Origin of the sequence: Pseudomonas sp. PWP3-1b2 (genome assembly GCF_049896045.1) — a bacterium.
GTDB lineage: Bacteria > Pseudomonadota > Gammaproteobacteria > Pseudomonadales > Pseudomonadaceae > Aquipseudomonas > Aquipseudomonas antarctica_B.
In genome coordinates this window covers 20,014-45,541 of the sequence record NZ_JAFCTN010000027.1, presented here as the reverse complement: position 1 = coordinate 45,541, position 25,528 = coordinate 20,014, and the positions used below count along the sequence as shown (strand labels likewise).

22 protein-coding genes and 1 tRNA gene are annotated in these 25,528 nt (G+C 61.9%); 10 read left to right on the top strand and 13 right to left on the bottom strand.

All coding sequences use genetic code 11. The annotated features are described in order from the left end of the window. Positions 1-41: 41 nt before the first annotated feature. Entirely contained in the window at positions 42-2,327 is a 2,286-nt protein-coding gene (locus tag ACP7A2_RS17915; protein WP_426135291.1) for a TonB-dependent receptor, read from the top strand. Between the two features lie 136 nt (positions 2,328-2,463). Further along, positions 2,464-4,989 carry a PepSY domain-containing protein gene (locus ACP7A2_RS17910; RefSeq protein WP_426135290.1) on the top strand — a complete coding sequence of 842 codons (2,526 nt, stop codon included), beginning with the start codon at positions 2,464-2,466 and terminating at the stop codon, positions 4,987-4,989. A gap of 133 nt (positions 4,990-5,122) precedes the next feature. Here ACP7A2_RS17910 and ACP7A2_RS17905 read toward each other — a convergent pair whose 3' ends face one another. From ACP7A2_RS17905 to ptsP, 4 genes are all read right to left on the bottom strand, one after another. Further along, complete coding sequence (locus ACP7A2_RS17905) at positions 5,123-6,664, bottom strand: alkaline phosphatase D family protein (protein WP_426135289.1); 1,542 nt, start codon at positions 6,662-6,664, stop codon at positions 5,123-5,125. 168 nt (positions 6,665-6,832) lie between these two features. Further along, positions 6,833-8,551 carry a PTS fructose-like transporter subunit IIB gene (locus ACP7A2_RS17900; RefSeq protein WP_375066201.1) on the bottom strand — a complete coding sequence of 573 codons (1,719 nt, stop codon included), beginning with the start codon at positions 8,549-8,551 and terminating at the stop codon, positions 6,833-6,835. Between the two features lie 11 nt (positions 8,552-8,562). Next, complete coding sequence (gene pfkB / locus ACP7A2_RS17895) at positions 8,563-9,483, bottom strand: 1-phosphofructokinase (protein WP_426135288.1); 921 nt, start codon at positions 9,481-9,483, stop codon at positions 8,563-8,565. Next, the gene (gene ptsP / locus ACP7A2_RS17890; RefSeq protein ID WP_426135287.1) at positions 9,484-12,342 is read right to left on the bottom strand and encodes a phosphoenolpyruvate--protein phosphotransferase; all 2,859 of its coding nucleotides are present in this window, start codon (positions 12,340-12,342) and stop codon (positions 9,484-9,486) included. A gap of 294 nt (positions 12,343-12,636) precedes the next feature. Between ptsP and cra the strand changes: the two genes are divergently transcribed. Together cra and ACP7A2_RS17880 are read left to right on the top strand one after the other, a co-directional pair. Beyond that, complete coding sequence (gene cra, locus ACP7A2_RS17885) at positions 12,637-13,632, top strand: catabolite repressor/activator (RefSeq protein ID WP_426135286.1); 996 nt, start codon at positions 12,637-12,639, stop codon at positions 13,630-13,632. A gap of 1 nt (position 13,633) precedes the next feature. Next, complete coding sequence (locus ACP7A2_RS17880) at positions 13,634-14,410, top strand: TatD family hydrolase (RefSeq protein ID WP_348055516.1); 777 nt, start codon at positions 13,634-13,636, stop codon at positions 14,408-14,410. 55 nt (positions 14,411-14,465) lie between these two features. Here ACP7A2_RS17880 and ampE read toward each other — a convergent pair whose 3' ends face one another. The 3 genes from ampE to ACP7A2_RS17865 all read right to left on the bottom strand — a co-directional run bounded on the left by ampE (position 14,466) and on the right by ACP7A2_RS17865 (position 18,080). Beyond that, on the bottom strand, positions 14,466-15,302 hold the full coding sequence (gene ampE, locus ACP7A2_RS17875) for a regulatory signaling modulator protein AmpE (RefSeq protein ID WP_426135285.1): 837 nt from the start codon (positions 15,300-15,302) through the stop codon (positions 14,466-14,468). Then, positions 15,299-15,862, bottom strand: coding sequence for a 1,6-anhydro-N-acetylmuramyl-L-alanine amidase AmpD (gene ampD / locus ACP7A2_RS17870; RefSeq protein WP_426135284.1), 564 nt, complete (start codon positions 15,860-15,862; stop codon positions 15,299-15,301). The genes ampE and ampD overlap by 4 nt, the downstream gene beginning before the upstream one ends. A 61-nt stretch (positions 15,863-15,923) precedes the next feature. Then, complete coding sequence (locus tag ACP7A2_RS17865) at positions 15,924-18,080, bottom strand: DUF1631 domain-containing protein (RefSeq protein WP_426135283.1); 2,157 nt, start codon at positions 18,078-18,080, stop codon at positions 15,924-15,926. Between the two features lie 245 nt (positions 18,081-18,325). Between ACP7A2_RS17865 and nadC the strand changes: the two genes are divergently transcribed. Then, entirely contained in the window at positions 18,326-19,174 is an 849-nt protein-coding gene (gene nadC / locus ACP7A2_RS17860) for a carboxylating nicotinate-nucleotide diphosphorylase (protein WP_426135282.1), read from the top strand. 42 nt (positions 19,175-19,216) lie between these two features. On the opposite strand, the gene ACP7A2_RS17855 is transcribed toward nadC, so the two are convergent. From ACP7A2_RS17855 to ACP7A2_RS17845, 3 genes are all read right to left on the bottom strand, one after another. After that, positions 19,217-19,522: a DUF6388 family protein gene (locus ACP7A2_RS17855; RefSeq protein ID WP_426135281.1), complete on the bottom strand. Its 306-nt coding sequence runs from the start codon at positions 19,520-19,522 to the stop codon at positions 19,217-19,219. A gap of 163 nt (positions 19,523-19,685) precedes the next feature. Next, positions 19,686-19,758, bottom strand: a tRNA-Thr gene (locus ACP7A2_RS17850). A gap of 64 nt (positions 19,759-19,822) precedes the next feature. Continuing rightward, the gene (locus tag ACP7A2_RS17845) at positions 19,823-20,236 is read right to left on the bottom strand and encodes a pilin (RefSeq protein WP_426135316.1); all 414 of its coding nucleotides are present in this window, start codon (positions 20,234-20,236) and stop codon (positions 19,823-19,825) included. 202 nt (positions 20,237-20,438) lie between these two features. On the opposite strand from ACP7A2_RS17845, the gene ACP7A2_RS17840 reads away from it, so the two are divergent. From ACP7A2_RS17840 to yacG, 4 genes are read left to right on the top strand one after another with little or no spacing between them, the layout of a single operon-like run. Further along, the gene (locus tag ACP7A2_RS17840) at positions 20,439-21,647 is read left to right on the top strand and encodes a type II secretion system F family protein (protein ID WP_426135280.1); all 1,209 of its coding nucleotides are present in this window, start codon (positions 20,439-20,441) and stop codon (positions 21,645-21,647) included. Further along, the gene (locus tag ACP7A2_RS17835; protein ID WP_426135279.1) at positions 21,644-22,510 is read left to right on the top strand and encodes a prepilin peptidase; all 867 of its coding nucleotides are present in this window, start codon (positions 21,644-21,646) and stop codon (positions 22,508-22,510) included. Before ACP7A2_RS17840 ends, ACP7A2_RS17835 begins: the two co-directional genes overlap by 4 nt. Beyond that, positions 22,507-23,130: a dephospho-CoA kinase gene (coaE, locus tag ACP7A2_RS17830; RefSeq protein WP_426135278.1), complete on the top strand. Its 624-nt coding sequence runs from the start codon at positions 22,507-22,509 to the stop codon at positions 23,128-23,130. Before ACP7A2_RS17835 ends, coaE begins: the two co-directional genes overlap by 4 nt. Continuing rightward, complete coding sequence (yacG, locus tag ACP7A2_RS17825) at positions 23,127-23,327, top strand: DNA gyrase inhibitor YacG (protein WP_426135277.1); 201 nt, start codon at positions 23,127-23,129, stop codon at positions 23,325-23,327. Before coaE ends, yacG begins: the two co-directional genes overlap by 4 nt. On the opposite strand, the gene ACP7A2_RS17820 is transcribed toward yacG, so the two are convergent. The 3 genes from ACP7A2_RS17820 to ACP7A2_RS17810 all read right to left on the bottom strand — a co-directional run bounded on the left by ACP7A2_RS17820 (position 23,324) and on the right by ACP7A2_RS17810 (position 24,763). Further along, positions 23,324-23,539 carry a hypothetical protein gene (locus tag ACP7A2_RS17820; RefSeq protein ID WP_003171680.1) on the bottom strand — a complete coding sequence of 72 codons (216 nt, stop codon included), beginning with the start codon at positions 23,537-23,539 and terminating at the stop codon, positions 23,324-23,326. The two genes, yacG and ACP7A2_RS17820, sit on opposite strands and share 4 nt — an antisense overlap. Positions 23,540-23,609: 70 nt before the next feature. After that, on the bottom strand, positions 23,610-24,299 hold the full coding sequence (locus ACP7A2_RS17815; protein ID WP_426135276.1) for an energy-coupling factor ABC transporter permease: 690 nt from the start codon (positions 24,297-24,299) through the stop codon (positions 23,610-23,612). Then, positions 24,296-24,763 (bottom strand): FAD/FMN-containing dehydrogenase, encoded by a 468-nt coding sequence (locus ACP7A2_RS17810; protein WP_426135275.1) that lies wholly within the window; start codon positions 24,761-24,763, stop codon positions 24,296-24,298. The genes ACP7A2_RS17815 and ACP7A2_RS17810 overlap by 4 nt, the downstream gene beginning before the upstream one ends. Positions 24,764-24,865: 102 nt before the next feature. Between ACP7A2_RS17810 and ACP7A2_RS17805 the strand changes: the two genes are divergently transcribed. Continuing rightward, positions 24,866-25,495, top strand: coding sequence for a DUF1780 domain-containing protein (locus ACP7A2_RS17805; RefSeq protein WP_306491567.1), 630 nt, complete (start codon positions 24,866-24,868; stop codon positions 25,493-25,495). Positions 25,496-25,528 lie beyond the last annotated feature (33 nt).

The following is a 25,528-nucleotide window of genomic DNA, read 5'->3' as shown; positions in this document are numbered from 1 at the left end:
CTATATTCCGCGGCCTCACCTCCTTGGGGAAAGGCCAATTCATGTCGCGCACCATACAAAAAGCACCTGCCAGTTCACCACGCATGCTGGCTTCGGCCATCGGCGTTGCCCTCAGTGCCAGCTCTGCAGCCCAATTGGCGCAAGCGGCCGAAGACACCGAACAGAACGGCCAGCGCAACAGCATCGCCCTCGGCGCCACCAGCATCACCGGCGAGGCCCAGGACAACACCGCCTATCAGGTGGAAAAAGCGTCCTCACAAAAGTACACCGCCCCGCTGGTGGACACCCCGCGCTCGGTCACCGTTGTGCCTCAGCAAGTGTTGAAAGACACCGCCGCCACCTCGTTGCAGGATGCCTTGCGCACCTTGCCGGGCATTACCTTTGGCGCCGGTGAAGGCGGCAACCCTCAAGGCGACCGCCCGTTCATTCGGGGTTTTGACGCCCAGGGCGACACCTACCTGGACGGCGTACGCGACACCGGCGGCCAGAGCCGCGAGATCTTCGATGTCGAATCGATCGAAGTCAGCAAAGGCCCGAACTCCTCCTTTGGCGGTCGCGGCTCGGCTGGCGGCAGCATCAACCTGGTGAGCAAGACGCCACAAGCGCGGGACTTCACCAACGGTGGCTTCACCTACGGTTCCGACCAGACCCGCCGCTACGTGCTTGACGTCAACCGCCAGTTCCTCGACGACAGTGCCGCGTTCCGCCTGAACTTGATGAGCCACGAGCAAAACGTGGCCGGCCGCGATGTCATCGACTACGACCGTTGGGGCGTGGCGCCCTCGCTGACCTTCGGCCTCGGCACGCCGACCCGCGTCAACCTCAGCTACTACCACGTGGAAAGTAACGACCTGCCGGATTCGGGGGTTCCATATGGCTACGGCTCGCCGACGGCCACCGCCCACGTGCACGACAAGCCCAACGACGGCGGTGACAGCAACAACTTCTACGGCCTAAAAGACCGCGATTTCCGCAAGACCCGCGCCGACATCAGCACGTTCTCTATCGAGCACGACCTGAACGACAGCATGACCCTGAAAAACACCCTGCGCCATGGCAGCACGGGGCAGGATTACGTGCTCACCCAGCCGGATGACAGCAAATTCAACGTGAACAAGTTCGGCACGGTATGGCGCCGCGCCAACACCCGCGTGTCCACCACCACCACGACCACCAACCAGACCGACCTGTTCGGCAATTTCCAGCTGGCGGGCATGAAGCACTCGTACTCCACCGGCCTGGAATTCACCGGCGAAGAAACCCGCGTCAGCGGCTACACCGTCAGCCCGAATGCAAACCCGGTCTGCACCGTGGCCAAAGGCAGCCTGGGCGGCCAGTGCACGTCGTTGAGCAACCCGACGCCGGACGACGCCTGGTCCGGCAGCGTCGCGCGCAACTACAACGGCACCAACACCAAAGCGACCAGCCGTGGCGCTTACGTGTTCGACACCATCGAACTCGACCCGAAATGGCTGCTGAACCTTGGCTTGCGTTACGACACCTTCGATACCGAAGCCAACAGCAATGCCGCCACCGGGCGCAGCAAGATCAAAGACGACAGCCAGTTCTTCAACTGGCAGGCGGGCCTGGTCTGGAAGCCTTTGGATAACGGCAGCATCTACGCCTCCTACGCGACCTCGGCAACGCCAGCCGGCGGCCTGGTCGGTGAAGGGTCCGACGGCAACCCGCTGTCCGCAGGCGCCGCCACCAGCGACTTGCAGCCGGAAGAAACGGTCAACTACGAACTCGGCACCAAGTGGGACCTGTTCCATGATCGCCTGTCGCTGACCGCTGCGGTGTTTCGCACCGAGAAGAAAAACACGCGCATTCTGGTCGACGCCCTGACCTATGAAAACGCCGGTGAATCCCAAGTCGACGGCCTGGAGCTTTCGGCCAGCGGCAAGCTGACCGAGCAATGGCAAGTGTTCGCCGGGTACAGCTACCTGGACAGCGAACTGGTCAAATCCGGTCGCAATGGTCGCAACGGCGTCGTCAGTGCCGGTTCCAACAAAGGCAACCAAATGCCCAACACGCCGAAGAACACCTTCAGCCTGTGGACCACGTATGACATCACGCCAAAACTGACCATCGGCGGCGGCGCGTTCTACGTCGACGAGGTGTACGGCGATGCCGGCAACACCGTTTACGTGCCGTCCTACACTCGCTACGACGCCATGGCCAGCTACAAACTGACCAAAAACGTCGACCTGCAACTGAACGTGCAGAACCTCACGGACAAGGTGTATTACGACAAGGCCTTCTCAACCCACTTCGCCAACCAGGCGGCCGGTCGTACGGCGCTGTTGACCACCAGTTTCCACTTCTAAACGCGGTCAACGTTCCTCCAAAAGCCCCACGCATCGGTTGCGCGGGGCTTTTGCGTGCAGAACAGAATATTTCTCGTTAACCCACGGCATAATGCGCGCCGTGACGTATTTATCCAGCTGAGCGAGGCGGTCCGACGTGTTGAAGAAAACCCTGTTCCAGTTGCACTGGTTCTTCGGCATTACTGCCGGGCTGGTGCTGGCGTTGATGGGGATCACCGGGGCTACGGTCTCGTTCCAGGATGAAATCCTGCGGGCGCTCAACCCCACCGTACTGAGCGTGCACAAACGCGAAGCCGGCGTGCTGCCGCCGGCCGAACTGGTGCGCAAGCTGGAGGCCACCGAAGGCAAGACCGTGTCCATGCTCTGGGTGGAAAGCGAGAGCGGCAACGCTGCGCGCGTATTCTTCACCGCCCCGCCCGGCGAACGTCGTGGCCAGATGCGCTATTTCGATCCCTACACCGGCGACTACCTGGGCGACGCCGTCGGCCAGGACATCTTCGGCTTTATCCTGCAGTTTCACCGCTTCCTGGTGATGGGCGATGTCGGGCGCAACATCACCGGCGCTTGCACACTGATCCTGGTGTTTTTCTGCCTGAGCGGCCTGTACCTGCGCTGGCCGCGCCAGGTGGCGAGCTGGCGCGCCTGGCTGACGCTGGACTGGCGCAAAAAAGGCCGCAGCTTCAACTGGGATCTGCACTCGGTGTTCGGCACCTGGTGCCTGTTGTTTTACCTGTTCTCGGCACTGACCGGCCTCTACTGGTCTTACGACTGGTACAGCCAGGGCCTGAACAAACTGATGTCTGACGCCCCGCAAAACGAGCGCGCGCGTAAACGTGGCCCCGCACCCGAAGGCCCGGCGCCGGTGGCCAACTACGATGCTATCTGGAGCAGCATCTACAGCAACGCCGGTCCCGAACTGAGTGCTTACAACATCCGAATGCCGGCCGTCGCCGGGCAGCCGGCCATCGTCTACTACCTGCTCAAGTCCTCGCCCCATGACCGCGCGCTGAACCAGATCAACCTCGACCCGGTCACCGGCGAGGTCAACTCCCAGGATCGGTATGCCAGCAAGACCTTCAAGTCCCAACTGCTCACCAGTATTTACGCCCTGCACACCGGCAGTTACTTCGGCCTGCCGGGCCGGATCATCCTCACCGTCAGCTCGTTGATGATGCCGCTGTTCTTTATCACCGGCTGGCTGTTGTACCTGGACCGTCGCCGCAAAAAACGCCAGGTGCGCGATGCGCGCCAAAGCCTCGGCGCCAACAGCAGCCATGCGCCCGCGTGGCTGATCGGCTTCGCCAGCCAGAGCGGTTTCGCCGAACAACTGGCGTGGCAGACTGCCGGGCAACTGCAGGCCGCCGGGCTGCCAGTGAAGGTGCAGCCCCTGGGCAGCGTCAGCCAGAATGACCTGAGCCAGTCGGAAAACGCGCTGTTCGTGGTCAGTACGTTCGGCGACGGCGAAGCCCCAGACAGCGCCCGTGGTTTTGAACGCAGCGTGCTGGGCAAAGACCTGTCACTCAAGGGCCTGAACTACTCGGTATTGGCCCTGGGTGATCGCCAGTACGTACACTTCTGCGGCTTCGCCCGGCGCCTGCATTTCTGGCTGACCGATCAAGGCGCCAACGCGCTGTTCGCTCCGGTGGAAGTCGACAGCGGCGACGCCGAAGCCTTGCACACCTGGCAACAGCAACTCGGCCAACTCACCGGTCAGGCACCGGCTGCCGCCTGGCAAACCGCCCAATACGAAAACTGGACCCTGAGCCAGCGCACCCTGCTCAACCGAGGCAGCGTCGGTGCAAGCGTCTATCTGCTCGGCCTAACACCGCCCTCGCCGCACAGCTGGCTGGCGGGCGATCTGGTGGAAGTGCTGCCGCGTAACTGCCCCGCTGCAATCGAGCATTTCCTTGCCGGCCTTGGCCTGGATGGCAGTGAGGGCGTGTCTGTCGACGACCTGCCGCACACCCTGAACCAGGCCCTGGCTACCCGCCAATTGCCGGACAACCGCACGCACCTGGTCGGCTTGCACGCCCAGGCGCTGGTGAATGCACTGGTGCCGGTAGGCATGCGCGAATACTCCATCGCCTCGATTGCCAGCGAAGGCGTGCTGGAACTGATCGTGCGCCAGGAGCGCCACCCCGACGGCAGCCTGGGCCTTGGCTCGGGCTGGCTGACAGAACACGCGGCCCTCGGCTCCGGCATCAGCCTGCGCCTGCGCCGCAACAGCGGCTTCCACCTGCCGCAAGCGCCGGTGCAGTTGATTCTGCTCGGCAACGGCACCGGCCTCGCAGGGCTGCGCAGCTTGCTCAAAGCGCGCATTGCTGAGGGCCAGCAGCGCAATTGGCTGTTGTTCGGCGAGCGCACTATCGCCCACGACTACCTGTGCCAGGACGAGCTGCAAGGTTGGCTGGCCAGTGGCGACCTGGCCCTGCTGGACCTGGCGTTTTCCCGGGATCAGGCAGAGAAAATCTACGTGCAGGACCGCCTGCGGGAGTCCGCCGATGTACTGCGTAAATGGCTGGCGGACGGCGCGGCGATTTATGTTTGCGGGAGTCTGCAAGGGATGGCGACAGGCGTGGACAAGGCGCTGCACGACATCCTCGGCAGCGAAGCGGTGGAGCGTTTGATCGAGCAAGGCCGCTATCGTCGGGATGTGTACTGACCCCTAACGAACACCGAGGATCAACTGTGGGAGCTGGCTTGCCTGCGATGACTGACTAACATTCAACATAGTGTTGTCTGATTAGCCGCCATCGCAGGCAAGCCAGCTCCCACAGTTTTGATTGCATTCCAGGTCAGGCGGGCTGCAGTTTTTGCTCGAACACTGACACCCCATCCAGATCGCGCAAGACCACTGTCAGCTCCGCCGTCTGCCCATCAATCTGCACCTCGCCAAAAAACTGAAACCCGGCAAACGGTGAGCTGTTCTGCACCTCGGGCGCCTTTTGAAAAACCACCTGCGGCCCAAACGTCTTATCCAACGGATTCGGCCCAAAACTCCCCGCATTCAACGGCCCCGCCACAAACTCCCAAAACGGCTCAAAATCCTGAAACGCCGCACGGTCCGGGTGATAGTGGTGCGCCGCGCAATAATGCACATCCGCCGTCAGCCACACGTGGTTGCGCACGTTCTGGGCGCGCAAAAAGCCCAGCAATTCGGCAATTTCAAGCTCGCGCCCCTGCGCCGGGCCAGGCTCACCATTGGCGATCGCCTCCCAACGCGGCACGCCCGGGCTCACTTCGCCGTCAGGCACGCCAAGGCCGATTGGCATGTCGGCAGCGACCACCTTCCACTGGGCCTGGGAGGCCTTGAGTTCGCGCTTGAGCCAGTCCAGCTGCTCACGGCCCATGAAGGGTTTTTCGCCGCCCAGATTGTCATCGTTAGGCCCGCGATAGCTGCGCATGTCCAACACGAATACATCCAGTAACGGGCCATAACTGAGCTTGCGATAAATCCGCCCGCCACTGTCGGCGGCCTGCCGTCGCATCGGTGAATATTCCAGCCAGGCCTGCCGCGCGCGGCCGACCAATATGTTGATGTCTTTGGTCTGGTAACGCTCATCAAGCTGCTTGCTCGGCGACCAGTTGTTGACCACTTCGTGGTCGTCCCACTGCCAAATCTGCGGCACTTCAGCGTTAAAGCGGCGCACATTTTCATCGAGCAAGTTGTAGCGATAATTACCGCGATATTCATCGAGCGTTTCGGCCACTTTGCTCTTGGCCTGGGTGGTGATGTTGCGCCAGATGCGCCCATCCTCGACGGTAAGCTGCGCGGGCACCGGCCCGTCGGCGTAAATGGTGTCGCCGCTGTGGATAAAGAAGTCCGGCAGGCGAAGACGCATCGCTTCGTAGATGCGCATGCCGCCGATGTCCGGGTTGATGCCGAAGCCCTGGCCCACGGTGTCGCCGCTCCACACAAAACGAATGTCTCGGCGTTGCTGCGGCACGCTGCGCAGGTGGCCGAACCACGGCTCGCTGGCGACGCCGGTCTGGGCGTCTTCGAAGTGCACGCGGTAGAAAATCGCCTGGTCGGCGGGCAGCCCGGTGAGTTCGACGCGGGCGGTAAAGTCGGTGCGGTTGTCGGCGAGCGGTGAGATGAACTTGCGCGGGTTGCTGAACACACTTCGGGTGTCCCACTCCACCACCATGCGCGCGGGGCGGTCGCTGCGGCTCCAGATCATCGCGCGGTCGCCGAGCAGGTCGCCGGACTGCACGCCATCGGTGAGTTGCGGGCGGTCCTTCACCGAAGCAATCACCGCTGGCGCCAGGCCGGGCAGCAACAGACCGGCGCCGACGGCCTGGATCACACGGCGACGGCCGAGATCGAAGTGGCTCATGCAGGTTCCCTCTTGAGCGTCAAAAGGGAAACTTAAACACGGGCGGATGAAGCCCATGTGACACGGACCTCATGTGGGAGCTGGCTTGCCTGCGATGGCATCAACAAGGTGTAACTGATACACCGAGGTGACTGCATCGCAGGCAAGCCAGCTCCCACATTTTGAATGTCAGGCCTGGGCGGGCGTGACTGCCAATTCGAGTGCTTCCGGACGCTTGATCAGCGCGTACACCAAACCGGTTAACAGGCTACCGGCCACAATCGCCAGCAAATACAGCAGCGCATGGTTCATCGCATTTGGGATGATCAGCACGAACAACCCACCGTGGGGCGCCGCGAGTTTGCAGCCAAAGTACATCGACAGTGCACCGGTCAATGCGCCACCGGCGATGCTGGCCGGGATCACGCGCAGCGGGTCTTTGGCGGCAAACGGGATAGCGCCTTCAGAGATAAAGCACAGGCCGAGAATCATTGCGGCCTTGCCGGCTTCGCGTTCGGTCTGGGCAAACTTGCGTCGGGCCAGGAACGTGGCGATGCCCATGCCGATTGGCGGCACCATCCCGGCAGCCATGGTCGCCGCCATCGGCGCACCGCTGGACGCCGCCAGCAAACCGACGGAAAACGCGTACGCCGCCTTGTTGATCGGCCCACCCAAATCCACGCACATCATGCCGCCCAGCAAGATCCCCAGCAGCACCGCATTGGTGGTGCCCATGGTGCTGAGAAAATCCGTCAGACCGGTGAGCAACCGCGCCACTGGCGGGCCGACCAGGTAGATCATCGCCAGGCCAGTGAACAAACTCGCCAGCAGCGGGATGATCAAAATCGGCTTGAGCGCCTCCAGGCTTTGCGGCAACTTCACCGCGCGGGTGATCAGCTTGACGCAGTAACCGGCGAGGAAACCGGCAAAAATGCCGCCGATGAAACCCGCGCCCAACGTACCCGCGAGCAAGCCGCCGATCATGCCGGGCGCGATGCCAGGCCGGTCGGCAATCGAATACGCGATGTAGCCCGCAAGCAGAGGCACCATCAGCATGAATGCCTGATCGCCGACCGTCTTGAGTGCTGCTGCCAGGGTGCCCTTTTCTTCAAAGGCGTGGATGCCGAACACAAACGACAAGGCGATCAACAAACCGCCCGCCACCACCATCGGCAACATGAACGACACGCCGGTGAGCAGGTGTTTGTAGACGCCGGTTTTTTCCTTCTTCGCCACCGCGCCGCTGCCGGCGCTTTCCACCGCGCCTTCGGCCAGGGCCTTGTTGAGCGTTGCTTCGGATTGCTTCAGCGCAATGCCGGTGCCACACCGGTAGATCTTCTTGCCGGCGAAACGCTCGGTGGCGACTTCGATATCGGCGGCCAACAACACCACGTCGGCATCGGCAATGGCCTGGGGACTCAACGGCGTGCGTGCGCCCACCGAACCCTGGGTCTCGACCTGCAAGTCGTAGCCCAGGCGTTTGGCGGTCTGCTGCAAGGCTTCGGCGGCCATGAAGGTGTGCGCCACACCTGTTGGGCACGCAGTAATGGCAACGATACGCGGGGCATTCTTCGCAACCGCCGGGGCTTCGCTGGCGACATACACCTGAGCCTCTTGGGCACCGCGACGCAGCACCGCCTCAACATCCGCCAGCGCCTGGGCCGGTGTGCTCTGGAACACGCGTTTGCCGACAAAGCGCTGCATTTCAACCGGCGTGCTGCTGACCAGCAACACCCATTCGGCGTCGTCGAGTGTGGCCTGGGACAACTGGCGTTCCGGGCGCTGCACATCGACGACTTCAACGCTGGTGCTCCAGCCCTGACGTTGCGCGGCGGCGTCCAGCAAGCGGGCGCACAGCACACTGGTGACCATGCCGTTCGGGCAGGCGGTAACAATGGCTAACTTCATCACAAACCCTCTTATTGTTCTGTCAGCGCGCGCACATGGACGCCGCTTTCGAGATGCGCCAACTGCGCGTCATCGCTGATACCGAAACCGATCTGGGTGACCGCCATCGCGGCGATTGCCGTGGCACGGCGCAAGGTGTGCTCGGGCGTATCGCCACTGAGCAAGCCGTGGAGCATGCCGGCCAGCAGTGAGTCGCCCGCGCCGACGGTGCTGGCAACCACAACCTTGGGCGGCGTGGCATGCAGCGCCGTGCCCGGGCTGTACCAGCTCACCCCCGCGGCGCCATCGGAGACCACTACATGTTCCACACCTTGCCGGTGCAACTGGCTGACCGCATCAGGGGCATTACCCAGGGCGTCGGCCAGCTCTTCGGTATTGGGTTTGACCATCCACGGGCCGGCCTGCAAACCGGCACGCAGCGCTTCGCCACTGGTGTCGAGGGCGATTTTCAAACCGAGGCTTTTCAACTGCTCCAGCAACCCTTGAAACCACTGCGGGCTGACGCCGCGCGGCAAGCTGCCGGCAACCACTACCGCATCAAATTCAGGGCCGATCACCGCAAGCAGCTTGATCAGCTTTTGCTGTGCCTGCTCGCTCACCAGCGGCCCCGGCGCATTGATGTCGGTGACCCGGCCGTCCTGTTCGGCAATCTTGATATTGCTGCGGGTTTCGCCCGGTACACGTATGAACGAATCGCCGAACCCACGGCTGGCGATCAGCGCATCGAACGCCTGGGGGTTGGCCGCACCGAGAAAACCGCCCACGCTCACGTCATGACCCAGGTCCGCCAACACTTGGGCCACATTCACACCCTTGCCGGCGGCATGGGTCAGCACTGTTTCGCTGCGGTTGACTTCACCCGGTTCCAGACGCTCCAGGCGTACTGTCAGGTCCAACGCCGGGTTCAGCGTCAGGCATAGAATGTGCGCCATTTACACGGCCTCCACTAAGGCACGCACTTCGGCGGGCGAACCCACCGCGAGTGCTTTTTGCGCCAGGCCCTGGGCCTCGCTCAGACTGAATTCACGCACCCGCGCCTTCACTTCAGGAATGCTGCGGGCCGACACGCTTAACTCATCCACACCCAGGCCGATCAGCACCGGCACCGCCAGCGGGTCTGCCGCCAGCTCGCCGCACACGCCCACCCATTTGCCATGGGCATGGGCGGCGCGCACGGTGATGTCGATCAGTTGCAACACCGCCGGGTGCAGGCCATCGGCCTGGGCCGACAGCGTCGGGTGGCCACGGTCGATGGCCAGGGTGTACTGGGTCAGGTCGTTGGTGCCGACGCTGAAAAAGTCGACTTCCCTGGCGAGTACCGGCGCCAGCAATGCGGCGGACGGCACTTCGATCATGATCCCCAACTGCAAGTCGGCCACCGGGATTTCCAGGCGCAGGCGCTCGGTCATATCCCGCGCTGCGCGCCATTCATCGACGCTGCCGACCATGGGAAACATGATGCGCAGCGGGCGGTTGTCCGCCGAGCGCAGCAGTGCGCGCAATTGCGCTTCCATGATCTGTGGGCGCTGCAAGGTGAGGCGAATACCGCGTACGCCAAGGAAGGGGTTTTCTTCCTGCGCAATCGGCCAGTAAGGCAGCGGTTTATCGCCGCCCACATCCAGCGTGCGCACCACCAGCGGGCGACCGTCGAGGCCGTCAAGCACGCGGCGGTATTCGGCTTCCTGAGTGGCTTCATCCGGCGCTTGCGGGTGGGCCATGAAAATCAGTTCGGTACGCAGCAGGCCGATACCTTCGGCGCCCTGCTCCACCGCACTTGCCACGCCTGCGCTTTCGCCAATGTTGGCAAACACTTCCACGGCGTGGCCGTCGCGGGTCAGCGCGGGTTCATGGCGCTGGGCCGAGGCGGCTTGCAGGCGTTGTTCGCGGGTGTCGCGCTCAACGGTGGCGCGTTGCAGGGTGGCCGCGTCGGGCGACACATGCAGGCGGCCGCGCTGGCCGTCGAGGAGCAACGACGTGCCGGATGCCAGCAGCAAAACCGCTGCGCCCGCGCCGACCAGCGCCGGAATGCCGAGGGCTCGGGCGACGATGGCGCTGTGGGCCGTGGCGCCGCCTCGGGCGGTGAGGATGCCGGCGACGCGCGCCGGGTCGAGTCGCGCGACGTCGGAGGGGCCAACTTCGTCCATCACCAAAATGTAAGGTTCGCTCGGCTCTTGGGCGGTTTCGACGCCGCAGAGCTGCGCCAGCACACGGCGGCCAATGTCACGCAGGTCGGCGGCGCGCTCGGCAAGCAAGGCGTCCTGCAACGACTCTTGTTGTTTGGCGGCCGCCTCGATGACGCTCATCCACGCGGCTTCGGCGCTTTCGCCTTGCTTGAGGCGAATGTCGACTTCGTCGGTGAGTTCCGGGTCGTCGAGCATTTCCTGGTGCGTGATGAAAATCTCGCGGATGGCTTTGGACGTGCTGCGCTCGATCAGGCCCTGAATGTCACGGCGCACATCGGCCAACGCCGTCTGCAGACGTTGACGCTCGGCGGCCGATGACTCGCCGCGCACGGGGTAGTCGAACACCTGTTGAACCTGGATATGCGCCGGGCCGATGGCGATGCCGGGCGCGGCGGCAATCGCCTGAATCTGACTGCCAGCCGCCGGGGCGCTGACCACGGGCTCGATATCCAGCGCTGCGGGTTGGGCGCTGACGGTCGGCAGCGGCTCAACGTCTTCACCCAAGCCTGCTTCGACGGCCGCGAGCAACGCAGGCAGCGCATCGCCGGCTATCGTCGGCTCGGCAACAAATTCGAGCACCTGGCCGCGACGTGCGCCCAGGCTCAGCAACTTGCTCAGGCTTTTCACCGACACGGCACCCACTGGGCCGTCGACGATGCGCAGGCGAATGTCGCCGTCAAAACTTTTTGCCAATTGCGCGAGGATCTTTGCCGGGCGCGCATGCAGGCCATGGGCGTTGGCCAGGGTAATGCGCGCGCTTGGCCAGTCCGCAGGCAATTCGCCGCCAAGCACTTCCAATACCGCGCGGCTGCTGGTGGCACGCCCCAATTCCTGGCCGCGCCCTTCAATCAGCAAGGCGCACAGGCGCTCCAGTAATGTCTGATGGGCTTCCCCCAGGCTGGCCAGGCAGAACAGGCCATTAAGCGGCTGGCCGAGGTAACGCATCGGTTTGTCCGGCGTCACGAATGCCAGGCCAGGGCGCTTGACCGTCTGTTCACTGTGCAACCACCACAGGCCGTCCCCCAGAGGCAGCGCGTCGACTTGCTGCAACACGGCGGCGAAACCATTGCTCACACAATCTGCCTGACGCAGCAGGCGCGCACCTCGCCAAACCAGCTCTTCAAAATCGTCGGCAGACACGCCGAGGCCGATCATCTGCGCATCCAGCGCCAGCTCCTGCGGCGCGCCTTGCAGCAGTTTCAGCAAGGCTTCGGCGGAACCGGCACGGCGCAGTGCCTGGCCCAAATCGGTTTCACCGAGGGCGCGGGTCAGCAGTTGCAGTAAACGCAGGTGTTCATCGGATTTGGCCGCAATACCAATCGCCAGGTAGACGATCTGGCCGTCGCCCCAGTCCACCCCTTCGGGGAACTGCAGCAGGCGCACGCCGGTGGAAAATACCTGATCGCGGGTTTCAGGCGTGCCATGGGGAATGGCGATGCCTTGGCCAAGAAAGGTCGAGCCCTGGGCTTCACGGGCCTGCAAGCCACTGAGATAACCCTCGGCAACCAAACCATCGGCCACCAGTGTGTCAGCGAGCAGGTGCAAGGCAGCAGATTTATCCACAGCCACCTGGCCCATGGAAATCTGCTCTACAGTGAGCTCAAGCATGCCGTTCTCCTAGTTAGTGCGATGGGCGCACTAGGTATTGTTTTGAATAAATCAGCGCAAAGGTGTTCAAAAGTATCTGACCGAGTGGTCAATTGGCAGTGGCCACTCGGAGACGAACATCTTAAAAATACGCCTGCTGAAACGTTTAATCTAGAATTTATGGCAGGTTACGCGTTAATTGCGCAAGCTAGAAGGGCCACTCGGCACTTGAGCTCAAGCATGGGTCATCTGCAGTAATCGGTTACGATTGGACAAAGTGTCGGGGCAAGCTCTAAAAAACAAGGAAATCCCGGTTTGAAACTCAGTGATATTGCACGTCTGGCCGGTGTGTCCGTTACCACCGCCAGCTATGTCATCAATGGCAAGGCCGAACAGCAACGCATCAGTAGCGCGACCGTCGAGCGGGTGCGTGCAGTGGTCGAGGCCCATGGTTTTACCCCCAACCCCCAGGCGGCCGGGCTGCGCAGTCGGCATACGCGCACCTTGGGTTTCATCCTGCCGGACCTGGAAAACCCCAGTTACGCACGCATCGCCAAGCTGTTGGAGCAAGGTGCGCGGGCGCGAGGTTATCAGTTACTGATCGCCAGCTCCGATGACGAGGCCGACAGCGAGCGCCAATTGCTCAAACTGTTCCGCGCCCGGCGCTGCGATGCGCTGTTCGTCGCCAGCTGCCTGCCGGCCAGCGATGACAGTTACCGCGAGCTGCAAGACAAGGGCTTGCCGGTGATTGCCATCGACCGGGTGATGGAGCCGGGCCAGTTCTGCTCAGTGGTCAGCGACGACCGCCAAGCCTGCCAGCAACTGACCGACAGCCTGTTGGCGCCGGAGCCCAAACAGATCGTGCTGATCGGTGCGCGGCCCGAGCTGAGCATAAGCCAGGAGCGTGCTGCCGGGTTCCACGAAGCGCTGCAAGGGTTCGCCGGTGACGTGATCGTCGAACACGGCGAAGCCTTCAGCCGTGATTGCGGCCGACAGCTGATGGAACAACTTCTTCAGCAACTTGGGCATTTGCCTGACGCGTTGGTGACTACCTCCTACGTGCTGCTGCAAGGCGTGTTTGACGCACTGCATGACTTCCCGCTGAAGTCACGCCCGCTGCGCCTGGGCACATTCGGTGATACCCAGTTGCTGGACTTTCTGCCGCTGCCCGTCAACGCCATGGCCCAGCAACATCAACTGATCGCCGACACTGCCCTGCGCCTGGCGCTGGCGGCCATTGAGGAAGAACACTACCAACCCGGCGTGCACGCGATTGGCCGAACCTTCAAGCGGCGCATTCACGAGGCGTAACGTGGAGCTGATCGACACCCACACCCACCTGGACTTCCCGGACTTCGATAACGACCGCCGGGACGTTCTCGCCAGCAGCCGCCAACTCGGGGTGTCGCGCATGGTCGTGTTGGGGGTGTATCAGCAGAATTGGCAACGGCTGTGGGACCTGGTGCAGCAGGATGAAGGATTATTCGCCGCCTTCGGCCTGCACCCGGTCTACCTCGATGAGCATCGCCCTGCCGACCTGACCGAGCTGGGCGAATGGCTGACGCGCCTGCACGGTCAGCGGCAACTCTGCGCGGTCGGCGAGATTGGCCTGGATTACTTCCTCGAACACCTGGACCGCGAACGCCAGCAACACCTGTTTGAAGCGCAACTGAAACTGGCGGTGGACTTCCAACTGCCGGCCCTGCTGCACGTGCGGCGCAGCCACGCGGCGGTGATCGCCACGCTCAAGCGTATTCGATTGCCACGCGGCGGCATCATCCACGCCTTCGCGGGCAGCTTCGAGGAGGCCCGCGAGTACATCCGGCTCGGCTTCAAACTGGGCCTGGGCGGCGCGGCCACCTGGCCCCAGGCACTGCGCATGCACAAAGTGCTCGCCAGGTTGCCGCTTGAGGCCGTGGTGCTGGAAACCGACTCACCGGACATGGCGCCCGCCATGCACCCCGGCCAGCGCAACAGCCCGCAACACCTGCCGGACATCTGCATGGCACTGGCGGCTCACATGCGCATCAGCCCTTCCCTGCTCGCCGAGACGAGCACCCGCAATGCCTGCGAAGTGTTCAAGTGGTAACGGGCCTGTCACCTGCATCGCCAGCTCCCACACCCGCCCGCGTCCGCTTTGTGAGTTAGGGCAATACGGTCCAGATAGCAAAGCCGGCATACCACAGCACCGCCGCGCGCAGCAGCAGTTCCCACAGGCGATCCAGGCTGTTGACGCCGTCAGCGCCCACCACCGGCGGTGGAATTTCAGCGGCCACCAAGCCAACTTTTTCCACCAGCTGTGCGGCAGTGATGTCCCAGCTCAGCAGCTCATGCAGCATCACCCGGCCTACGGCAACAAAGTTGCCGACCAAGGCAAAACTCGCCGCCAGCAGGCGAACCGGCAACCAGTCGAATGCGTGGCGCAGTTGCCCGGCGCGCTCAGCCACCAGCGGGTTCTGGCTGTGTTCACTGGCCAGTGCCAGCAGGCGATAAGCCAGGGCCGCCACCGGGCCGAGCAGGAAATACCAGAAAATAACCGCGAAAAAGCTTTGATACGCCTGCCATAGCAGATGGCCCTGAACGCGTTCCAGCAATTGCTCGCCGCTGTCGGCGGAAATATTCAGGTCGCGCTCGGCCACATGTTCGGCGGCTTGCAAATCACCGCGCCGCCACGCATCACGAAACGGCCCGAGCCCGGCCAGCAGGTCGCCTCGCCCCAGGCTGTAAATCACCACCAGCAAGTGCACCGGCAGCGCCAACAGGCCATAAGCCACCGGTTCCAGCACCAACAGCAGCAAGGCCAGCAACGCTACCGGCAACAGCACCAACACCACAAGAATCAGCCAGGGTTGTTGGCTCATACGCGGGCTTGATTCCATCTTGGCCAGTTCGCGCAACCAACCGCCGTCGCGCTGCAACCGCTGGCGCAAGGCCGAGAATTTCTCGATCCACACTGCCAGCACCAACACCAGGAAACTCATCGTGCGTGTCCTCCATCCTGCAAAGCGCTGCGAAAGCGCGTCCAATCAAAAGCCGGGCCCGGGTCGGTCTTGCGCCCCGGAGCGATGTCACTGTGACCACAAATGCGCTGGCGGGTAATGCCCGGGTAGGCCGCCAGCAGTTGCCGCGTCAGGTCGATCAGTGACGCATATTGGGCATCGGTAAAAGGCAACTCGTCTGTGCCTTCCAGCTCAATGCCCAGGGAAAAATCATTGCAGACTTCACGGCCCTCAAAACTGGAAACGCCGGCATGCCAGGCGCGGTCCAGGCACGACACAAACTGCGTGACCTTACCGTCGCGCTCAATCAGAAAATGCGCAGACACCCGTAGGGCAGCGATCCCTTCAAAGTATGGATGCTCCGTGACATCCAGGCGATTCTGGAAAAATTCCTGCACCTTGCCCGTGGCGAACTGCGCCGGGGGCAGGCTGATGTTGTGCACCACCAACAGAGAGATTTCGCCTGCGGGGCGCTCGTTGAAGTTGGGCGAAGGGCAATGAGAGATGCCCTGGCACCAACCGCTGGTGGGGTCCAACTGCATACAGGTTCCTTGAATAAGACGAGGTGTGACCAGTATGCCGCGTTCAGCCATGCGGTTGCGATCACTTGCCGCGATTGAGTTGGCGCAGGTCGCCCAGTACAGCCGCCAGCGCACGCTCAAACAGTAGGCCATCGTCCAGAGTGTGGAGCGCGCCACGCTTGAATAACATCGCCAACTGGGTGGCACTCTTATCCATTACCTTGAGCCCGGTACGGCTGACAAAAATATAGGTATTGGCTGGCGCCATGATCGCCGTCAGCTTGCAGCGCACGGTGGTTGTTTCGTGCAAGTGGAATTCAAACCAGCCACCAATGCGCATCTGGTAAGCCTTCAGCAGGTCGGGGTCATCACCCGGCAAACTATCGACGGGTTCCGGCGAGCCACGCTGCAAGACGAAGGGCTCACGCACCTCGATTAACGCGTCGAGGCCCTCGCCTTCCAGTGAATGAGCATGCATGGCCTGCAACCGCACAAAAAAATCACGCGTGCTGAACGGATCAAAGGCCGCGCCGGTCAGGCCGTCGCGCAATGACTTGAGCAGCCCGGGCAATTGCTCCAGCAAGTGCCGCCCGGCCTCGGTGTCTTTTTGCAGGCCTACGCTCCAGATCAATTCGTCGAGGGTGCGCAGCCCTGCTTGCCATTGCACTGACTGTTCGCCGTGCTTGAGGCTGGCCAACAGCAACACCTGGCTCCAGGCCTGCTGCACAAATTGCACCACGGCCTGGGGCAATACCTTGCCGAGTAATCGCCGGTTGAGCACGTCGGCCACCCGTTGCCGGGCCGCTTCAGTGCGCACACGGCCCTCTTCGGCCTCATGAGTGTGCCGCTCAAGCATGACGCTGCGGCGCTGTTCATCCGTGGCAAACGCGGTGAACTGCGTCAGTAACTGGGTAAAAATTGCCTGATCTTCGACGAATTCATTGAGCAAACGCTGCACCACCTGCTCGATACGCTGGTAGAGGCTGTCGCGCTGATAGCCATCGTGCGGGCTCCAGCCGATCACAGAGGCGGCTATTTCATTGAGCAATCGTCGCGCCGGATGGCTGGGGCGGCTGAAAAAACTTTTATCCAGCACTGCCACTTTCAGCAACGGGATCTGCAGGCGGCCGAGCAATGCCTTGAAGGCGTCCGGCACGCTGCGGTCATTGAGGATGAATTCGAACAGCAGGGCGACCAGGTTGATCACATCCTCGTCGGCGTCCTCGACCACGCGCGACTTGCCGCTCTTGACGCTCACCCGAGTCAGCAGCTGTTCAAGCTGGTTGCGCAGGTCAACATCGTCTTCGGCGTCAGGTTCCGGTACGTATTGCTGCAAATGAGAGAGCAGGCGCAGCAAGTCGCGGCTGGCAATCGGGTGCGGTTCAGCGCTGGCCTCCAGGGTGGGCGCGACGCTGCCGCGCACGCCAGCCAAGAGTTTCTGCATGGCGGCGAAGGCTTCATGGCCATTTTCATCCAGCGGCGGGTCGATGTCTGGCAGGCTGCCTTCTCGCTGTTGCTCACGGGCCGCACGCCCGCCCGGGCGACGCGATGGCACAGCCTTGAGTTCAGGCAAAACTCCGACGGCCACCAGCAACCTGTTGGCCTCGCCAAACAGTTGGTCCGCGTCACTGAGCACGTATTTTTCAAACAGCTTGAGGATGATCAGCTTGACGCGGATTTCCACACCCAGGCTGCGTCCTGCTCGCAAAAAGAACTCGCACAGCAGCGCCGGACCCAACGGGTTATCGCGCTCATCCAGCGGTTTGCCGAGCACCGCGCTCAAACGCGCGGTAAGTTGCCCCAGCGCCAGGCCATCCCGATGGCGTACCCGGCCGAGCATCGCCTCCAGGGCCACCGCTTTTTCCAGGTCATCACCTGAGGTACCGGGCCTGGCGTCGTAAGACACCACCGGCAACAGGTGCAACTCACCCCGCCCGGACAGGCCCAGGTTGGCGAACGAGGCGAACAGTTGTTCCATGAACACGCGCTCGAAATTCTTGCGTTTGAGGCGCAAGTCGCGCATGGCTTCAAAGAAAATATGATGATCAACGTTGCTGCGGGCCTTGTCGGCCATTTCGAACAGGGTGTCATCGGCGTTATCGAACAGCTCCTGCAAACCCTGCTGCAGCTGTTGGGCTGCCTTGTCGCGGACCTGCAGCAGCACCACCGGCAGGCGCGCGAGCGGCGATGGCGTGGTCTGTGCCTTATCGATTGGCACCACCTTTGCGTCAAAGTGCATCCTGGCCTCCTTAAACGGCGGTGTCAGTTCGGGGAACAGCGGCAGCAGGCACTGGAGGGCACTGCAAATATCCGGTTATCACCTGGACGTCAAAGCTATGACGCCAATTGCAAGGCGCGGGATTATCTTGCAAATGGAGGCCGTTGCGCCAGCAAACTCTGCCATCGCGCGGTAAATGAGTGGCGAGTCTGGGTTCAGCGGCGCGCTGCCCCTATAATCGAGGCACTTTGTTTGTGGAGCCTGTTATGCCGAATCTCCGTCTTGCCGACCTCACCGCCGAAATCGAAGCCAACGTGCGCCGCGCACTGCTGGAAGACATCGGCAGCGGCGACATCACTGCGCAGTTGATCCCGGCCGAACGGCTGGCCAAGGCCACGATCATCACCCGCGATGAAGCTGTTATCGCCGGTTCAGCCTGGGTGGACGCAGTGTTCCGCCAGCTCGACCCTCGGGTCGCGGTGCATTGGCAAGTGGCCGACGCTGAGCGCGTGAGCCCCAACCAGGCGCTGTTTCACCTCGAAGGTCCGGCGCGCTCGCTGCTCAGTGGTGAACGTTGCGCGCTGAATTTTCTGCAATTGCTGTCAGGCGTTGCGACCCGCGCCCGTTACCTGGCGGATGTGGTTGCCGGTACCCAGGTCAAACTGCTGGACACCCGCAAAACCCTGCCGGGCCTGCGCCTCGCGCAGAAGTACGCCGTGACCTGCGGCGGGTGCCACAACCATCGCATCGGTTTGTATGACGCGTTCCTGATCAAGGAAAACCATATCGCAGCGTGTGGCGGCATCGCCCAGGCGATTGCGGCCGCCCACAGGATCGCCCCGGGAAAGCCGGTGGAAATCGAAGTGGAAAGTCTGGAGGAATTGCGCGAGGCGCTGGCGGCGGGTGCCGATATCATCATGCTCGACGAGTTGAGCGCCGATGACATGCGCGAAGCCGTGCGTCTGAATGCAGGCAAGGCCAAGCTGGAAGCCAGCGGTGGGATTAACGAAACCACCCTGCTGCCCATCGCCCAAACCGGTGTGGACTACATTTCCATCGGCGCCATGACCAAGGATGTGAAGGCGGTGGACCTGTCGATGCGGCTGAGTCTCTGAAGGGTGTGAAGGAGCCGGTTTGCCGGCTCCTTCAATGGGGTTTCAAACCACCAGATTATTCATCTCGCAGTACTCATTCCACTCAACGCCCAGTACCTCAGCCGCCTCTTTGTGCAAGACCAACCGTGCGGCTTCGAACTCTTCCGGAGTCGAGGTGTACTTGAGGGTCAACTCCCAAGGCTGCAAGCTCTGGCTCTCGGCCTCATCCTCGAATGCCCACTGGATCTGGTCGCGTTGATCATCGGCGCTCAGGTCTTTGATCTCTTCTTTAAGCTGCGGCGTGTCCTCAAGGTATTTCCTGAGCGCTTCTTCGTGCCGAACTTCCTGGGTCATTTCAGTCGTGGTCATGTTTGTTCTCTTAGATCTGGGAATGGGGATGCATCTGGGTCATCAAGGTTGCGCAGATACGTAAGAGCGGCATGAATACCGGCTCGTCTGGCCTTCAGAACCATTCTGGGATCATCTGAAAACGTTGCCTTTGTAGCCTTTCTTTAAAGCAGTGTTGCCCTTTTGCCCGAGACAGGAATCGAACCTGCGACCTTCGCGTTACGAGTGCGCTGCTCTACCGGCTGAGCTACACGGGCGGTGGGCTAAAGCTAGCACCGCATTGGGCATGCGGCAACTAACTCGCCTACCGCCCGGCAGCGTTTAGGCGCCGTCGGTGCCGCAGCCCTTGGCAACGTATTGCGCCTCGGCGGTGGTGGCGCACTTCCAGCCGGTGGTGGCACCCCGTGTCAACGTGATGGTCTTGCCGAGCACGGGCGCCGGCGCATCGAGGATTTCACAGCTGATGGCGCCTACGCCGCTTGCGACATCCCCGGTTACGTCGATCTTGCAGTTAGCCGTGGGGCTAGTGCCGCCGATCAAGGCAAGAGTTGGCACTGTGCCACTGTTGATCGTGTCCTCGTAACCGGCCTTCAATGCCGAAATTTCAGCCAGCCCTGCCGTGAACTTGGCCTTGGCCTGGTGCTTGGTGTACATGGGCAGACCGATGGTGGCCAAAATGCCGATGATTGCCACGACGATCAGTAACTCGATCAAGGTAAAGCCTTTCTGACGCATCACATTCACTCTCCAGAAATAAAACCATGACAGGGCGCGTCCTGCGCCCTGCAATTTGCAGCGGCGCCAGTGTACTCATCCGCGAAGGGCCAATCGCGCCCAAGACGCACAATCTGACATTTTATCCTGCGCCAGCGGACCGCCCAAATGCGTCTGCTGACTAAGCTGTAAATCTTCCACCAACGCTGGGCAGGCATGTGACATGAATGACGCTTCAACGATCTACGCCTGGGAAGGCGTCAACCGCAAAGGCCGCAGGGTGTGTGGGCAAACCGCTGGGCACAGCCTTGCGCTGATCAAGGTTCAGTTGCGCCAGCAAGGGATCTGCCCCGGCCGCGTGCGCAAGAAATCCCCCCGCCTGCCCAGCTTCGCCCCGCCTATCAAACCCGTCGATATCGCGCTGTTCACGCGCCAACTGGCAACATTGCTGCGCGCGGGCATACCGTTGCTGCAAGCCTTCGATATCATCCGCGAAGGCGTGGACCACCGCCTGATGCGTGAATTGGTACACGGCTTGAAACAGCAGATCGCCGGCGGCAATAACCTGTCGGCAGCACTGCGCAAACACCCGCGGCACTTCGATGACTTGTATTGCAACCTGATTGCCGCCGGCGAGCAAGCCGGGGCACTGGAAACCTTGCTGGAACGGGTGGCGGTTCATCTGGAAAAAAGCCAGCAGCTCAAGGCACGCATCAAGAAAGCCATGACCTACCCCCTCGCCGTCATCGCGGTGGCGTGCCTGGTCAGTACCGTCCTGCTGATCCATGTGGTGCCGCAATTCCAGCACCTGTTTGCCGGAGTCGACGGTGAGTTGCCGGGCTTCACGCTGAGTGTCATCGCCTTGTCCGAATTCCTGCAACGCGCCTGGTGGATGCTGGCACTGGGTTTGGGCGGCGGATGGCTGGGGTTTCGGCAGGCCTGTCAACGCTCCCAGGGTCTACGTCACCTAATGGACGTGGGTTTGTTGAAAATGCCCCTGGCAGGCACACTGTTGAAAAAAACTGCTGTTGCACGCTATGCCCGTACCCTCTCGACGACGTTCGCTGCGGGTGTGCCGTTGGTCCAGGCTCTGGACTCCGTGGCAGGCGCGGCGGGCAATGGCGTGTTCAAACAGGCGATCGAACATATGCGTCACGATGTATCCACAGGTATGCAACTGCATCAATCCATGGCGAGCAGCGGGCTGTTTCCCGGCATGGCCATCCAGATGACCGCGATTGGTGAAGAATCGGGCACCCTGGACCACATGCTGGAAAAGGTTGCCAACCATTACGAGGCCGACGTGGAACACCTGGTCGACACCCTTACAAGCCTGATGGAGCCACTGATCATGGTGGTGTTGGGCGCCATGGTCGGCGCTTTGGTGATCGCCATGTATCTGCCGGTCTTCCAGCTGGGTACGGCATTTTGAGCCTGCTGCTGAGTGAACAACCGTGGCTGTTTGTGGGCATGGCGCTCGTGCTGGGCCTGATCATTGGCAGCTTCCTGAACGTGCTGGTGTGGCGCCTGCCGAAGATGCTTGAGCGGGAATGGCGCGCCCAGGCTCAGGAAATCCTGGGTTTACCGGCTGATCCCGTCGGCCCCACTTACAACCTTGCACAGCCCCATTCCTGTTGCCCGCACTGCAGCCAGCCGATTCGCCCCTGGGAAAATATTCCGCTGCTCAGCTACGTGATGCTCAGGGGGCGCTGCGCGCAGTGTCGTGAACCTATCAGCGCCCGCTACCCCTTCACCGAACTCGCCTGTGCACTGATTTCGGCGGTGGTGGCCTGGCACTTCGGCTTTGGCTGGGAAGCGGGCGCGGTGATGCTGCTGAGTTGGGGCTTGCTGGGGATGAGCCTGATTGACGTGGATCATCAACTGCTGCCCGATGTGCTGGTGCTGCCGCTGCTATGGCTGGGGTTGATCAGCAACAGCTTGGGTCTATTGGCGACGCTGCCCGATGCGGTGTGGGGCGCAGCCATTGGCTATATGAGCCTGTGGACGGTGTTTTGGCTATTCAAGCTGGCCACCGGCAAGGACGGCATGGGCCATGGCGACTTCAAGTTATTGGCCCTGCTCGGTGCCTGGGGCGGCTGGCAGATTCTGCCAATGACGCTACTGATGGCTTCGCTGCTGGGTTTAGTTGCCGGGCTGGTTCTGATGCGCCTGCGCAGGTCTCAAGTGTCGGCGCCGATGCCATTTGGTCCGTGCCTGGCGATTGCCGGCTGGATTGCATTGCTCTGGGGTGGTCAAATAACCGACTTCTATTTGCAGTCTGTCGGTTTCAGATGACCACTTCTGTTGCAACACCCTGGATTCTCGGCCTCACCGGCGGCATTGGCAGCGGTAAAAGCGCGGCCGCCAGGCACTTTATCGACTTGGGCGTTGACCTGGTCGACGCCGATCATGCTGCCCGCTGGGTGGTCGAACCCGGCCGGCCGGCCCTTGCGCGCATTGCCGAACATTTCGGTGACGGCGTGTTGCAGTCCGACGGCCAGTTGGATCGCGCAGCATTGCGCAAGCTGATCTTTGAAGTGCCTGAAGAGCGCCGCTGGCTGGAAGCCTTGCTGCACCCGTTGATTGGCGAGGAAATTCGCAGCCACTTGGCACGCGCCCGGTCGCCTTACGCGATTCTGGTGTCGCCGCTGTTGATCGAATCCGGCCAGTCCAGCATGACCCAACGCATTCTGGTGATTGACGTGCCGCAAGCGTTGCAGATTCAGCGTACCCTGCAGCGCGACGGCATCAGCGAGCAGCAGGTGCAGGCCATTCTCAAGGCTCAGTCCAGCCGCGAAGAGCGCCTGAACCATGCCGATGACGTGCTGGTCAATGACAAGGACCTTGCCTGGCTGCACAGCGAGGTCGAGCGACTGCACCACTTTTACCTTACTTTGCGTGGAGGCCGATCATGAGCCAACCCTTGACCGTCGACTGCCCAACCTGCGGTGCCCCCGTGGAATGGAAAGCCGACAACCACAACCGGCCGTTCTGCTCGGACCGTTGCAAACTCATCGACCTGGGCGCCTGGGCGGCCGAGGAACACAAAATTCCCGTGGCCCCGGATGCCGAAGACGAACTGTTTTCCGAAGACTTGCCGCCGCGCCACTAAGGCCGCATAAAAGCGTATTCCTGCTGGTCGTCGAGGTTCTCTGCAAGGTATTGCAGCTCGTCGGCCAGGTCTTCAAAACTGCGCACACCCTTGCTCTGCTGCACCACCGCACTGAGCATCGCGCGCAGGGTCAAGCCCGGGTCAAAGCCGATTTCCTGTGCCGCGTCCTGGCTTCTGCGCAACTCCTGCCGTGCCCACTCATACACACTCATGATCCGTGCTCTCACGCTTAAAAGTTTGGCGGAGCATGGGCCTGCCGGGCGGTCCGGGATTTGATCTGGATCAATGCTGTGAATCGTCATCCTTCCACGGCGCCGAGAGGTAACGCGTGCGGTTGAAGGTCTCCAGCCATTGCGGGCTAAACACCACCAATGCACTGATGATTATGCCGTTGATAAAAGCTTCGGGAAATATGATCAGCCACAGGTAGCCAACAAAGTCTTCCAGCCACTCGGGCATCGCGAAACGGCCATCGAACCACAACAGCCCCAAGCCGACCGACAGGCAGAGCAGCGCCGACAGTGCGGCGGCGAAAAAGCCCGAGCAGAAAATATACACAAAGGGGTTGCGCGGCTGCGCCCTCTCAACCAGCAGCGCACAGGTCTCGGTGACCAGTACCGGCAGCGCGATCAGCAGCAAGCCGTTCACGCCCACGGCGGCCAGATCCTGGCGGCCCAGCAACACCAACCCCACTTGCGCGGCGAGACCGCCGACAATTGCCAGGGGCCAGTCGAGCAACAGGGTAACGGCGGTCATGCCGATAAAGTGGTAAGACACTCCCGTATCGAAATCCCGCCGCACCAACCACAACATGAACAGCGCGAACACCGTGCCGAACAGCAAATGCTGACGCCGCCGGTCGGCGAACAACTCGACCCATGGCGAGCGCAGGATCGCCCACATCACCACCGGCGCAAACAGCAGCCAACCGATGCCGAGGGTTTGTGGCGCCAGCATGGCGGCGCTGATCACAGCTTCACCTGCTCCAGCGCCTGGCGCAGTTCGGCGGCCGAGCTGTAGGCGTGTTGAGCGATCAATTTGCCGTTGTCCAACTGCAACCACAGCACGCTATCCGCAGGCGCCGGGTAACGCGGGGCGATGCGCGCGTCACGGTCCAGCATCACTCGATAGTTGTAAGCCTGCATGGCCGGCACCGCGAACAGTTTGGCGATCAGGCGCGGCATGCGCTGGATATCGGCGAGAAACACTGCGTGGCGCGCGTCGAGATAACCCTTGGGCTGGCCCTGCAATGCTGCATCTACCAGTTTCGCAGCATCCATGCTGCGGGCCACCAACAGAATCTGCGCCTGGTCGTTGAGGGTGTATGGCTGGTCGAACTGGTCGAGCAACGTCCACGGCGCCACGCGGTCACCCAGTTCAATGGCTTGGGCCCACAGCGGCAACAGACTCAGTAACAGCACCACAAAACACTTCATTGCACACTCCTTTCGCTCGGGATAGCGGTTAAGTGGCCAGTCTACACCGCCGTTTTAAAGCAAGACTTCCTGTGGTCATCATTTGAACGCTAAGCTGCGCTTATGGATGACTCAGACTACCTGCGCCTGCTCACCGTAGCGGCGGAGCAAGCCAATGCGTTCCTGTCCAATGCCCGCAAATGGGAGCGTGAGCGTTGGGTCTGCCAGCGCCTGCTGCAAGGCTTGAATGTGCCCTACCGTGCCGAAGAGTTTCACGCCGCCGGCCAAGAGCCGCCGGACGTGCTGTTTCGCGACGCCAGTTTCGAGGTGTTTTTCGTGCTGGATGAGGGCCGGCGGCTGAACGACGAATGGCGCGACGAGCTGCTGCGCCGACGCAGCGCGTTTTCCCTGAGTCAATTGGTGCGGCGCGAAGCCAAGCCGCGGCGCATTCCGGCGCATGAGTTCCTGCTGCGCCTGGCACCGACCCTGCGCAAGAAGGCGCACAACTACAAGGAACGCGGGATAGACCTGGGCGAGTTGGACCTCATCGCCTTTACCAGTCTCAAGCGCGAGGTGCTCGACCTTAACAGCCACTTCCCGCCGCCCACCGAATACCTGCGTCAGGGCTGGCGCTCACTGTCATTGGTGGGCCCGACCTTTGCCCGCGTGTTGTTCGCGCACCCCGACGCGCCGGACTTCTTGCGCAACAATTTGGGCCGCAGCATAGTGTTCGACGTGGGCATCAGCCTGTGATGCGGGCACAGGCTACGCTTGTGGCGATGCCGC

Bases quoted from the DNA above. Each gene is read 5' to 3' on its own strand.
- yacG (WP_426135277.1), top strand. From the start codon at position 23,127: ATGAGCCAACCCTTGACCGTCGACTGCCCAACCTGCGGTGCCCCCGTG.
- ACP7A2_RS17805 (WP_306491567.1), top strand. From the start codon at position 24,866: ATGGATGACTCAGACTACCTGCGCCTGCTCACCGTAGCGGCGGAGCAA.
- ACP7A2_RS17845 (WP_426135316.1), bottom strand. From the start codon at position 20,236: ATGCGTCAGAAAGGCTTTACCTTGATCGAGTTACTGATCGTCGTGGCA.
- ACP7A2_RS17905 (WP_426135289.1), bottom strand. From the start codon at position 6,664: ATGAGCCACTTCGATCTCGGCCGTCGCCGTGTGATCCAGGCCGTCGGC.
- ACP7A2_RS17865 (WP_426135283.1), bottom strand. From the start codon at position 18,080: ATGCACTTTGACGCAAAGGTGGTGCCAATCGATAAGGCACAGACCACG.
- ACP7A2_RS17855 (WP_426135281.1), bottom strand. From the start codon at position 19,522: ATGACCACGACTGAAATGACCCAGGAAGTTCGGCACGAAGAAGCGCTC.
- ACP7A2_RS17820 (WP_003171680.1), bottom strand. From the start codon at position 23,539: ATGAGTGTGTATGAGTGGGCACGGCAGGAGTTGCGCAGAAGCCAGGAC.
- nadC (WP_426135282.1), top strand. From the start codon at position 18,326: ATGCCGAATCTCCGTCTTGCCGACCTCACCGCCGAAATCGAAGCCAAC.
- pfkB (WP_426135288.1), bottom strand. From the start codon at position 9,483: ATGGCGCACATTCTATGCCTGACGCTGAACCCGGCGTTGGACCTGACA.
- coaE (WP_426135278.1), top strand. From the start codon at position 22,507: ATGACCACTTCTGTTGCAACACCCTGGATTCTCGGCCTCACCGGCGGC.
- ACP7A2_RS17900 (WP_375066201.1), bottom strand. From the start codon at position 8,551: ATGAAGTTAGCCATTGTTACCGCCTGCCCGAACGGCATGGTCACCAGT.
- ACP7A2_RS17810 (WP_426135275.1), bottom strand. From the start codon at position 24,763: ATGAAGTGTTTTGTGGTGCTGTTACTGAGTCTGTTGCCGCTGTGGGCC.
- ampD (WP_426135284.1), bottom strand. From the start codon at position 15,862: ATGCAGTTGGACCCCACCAGCGGTTGGTGCCAGGGCATCTCTCATTGC.
- ACP7A2_RS17915 (WP_426135291.1), top strand. From the start codon at position 42: ATGTCGCGCACCATACAAAAAGCACCTGCCAGTTCACCACGCATGCTG.
- ptsP (WP_426135287.1), bottom strand. From the start codon at position 12,342: ATGCTTGAGCTCACTGTAGAGCAGATTTCCATGGGCCAGGTGGCTGTG.
- ampE (WP_426135285.1), bottom strand. From the start codon at position 15,302: ATGAGTTTCCTGGTGTTGGTGCTGGCAGTGTGGATCGAGAAATTCTCG.
- ACP7A2_RS17840 (WP_426135280.1), top strand. From the start codon at position 20,439: ATGAATGACGCTTCAACGATCTACGCCTGGGAAGGCGTCAACCGCAAA.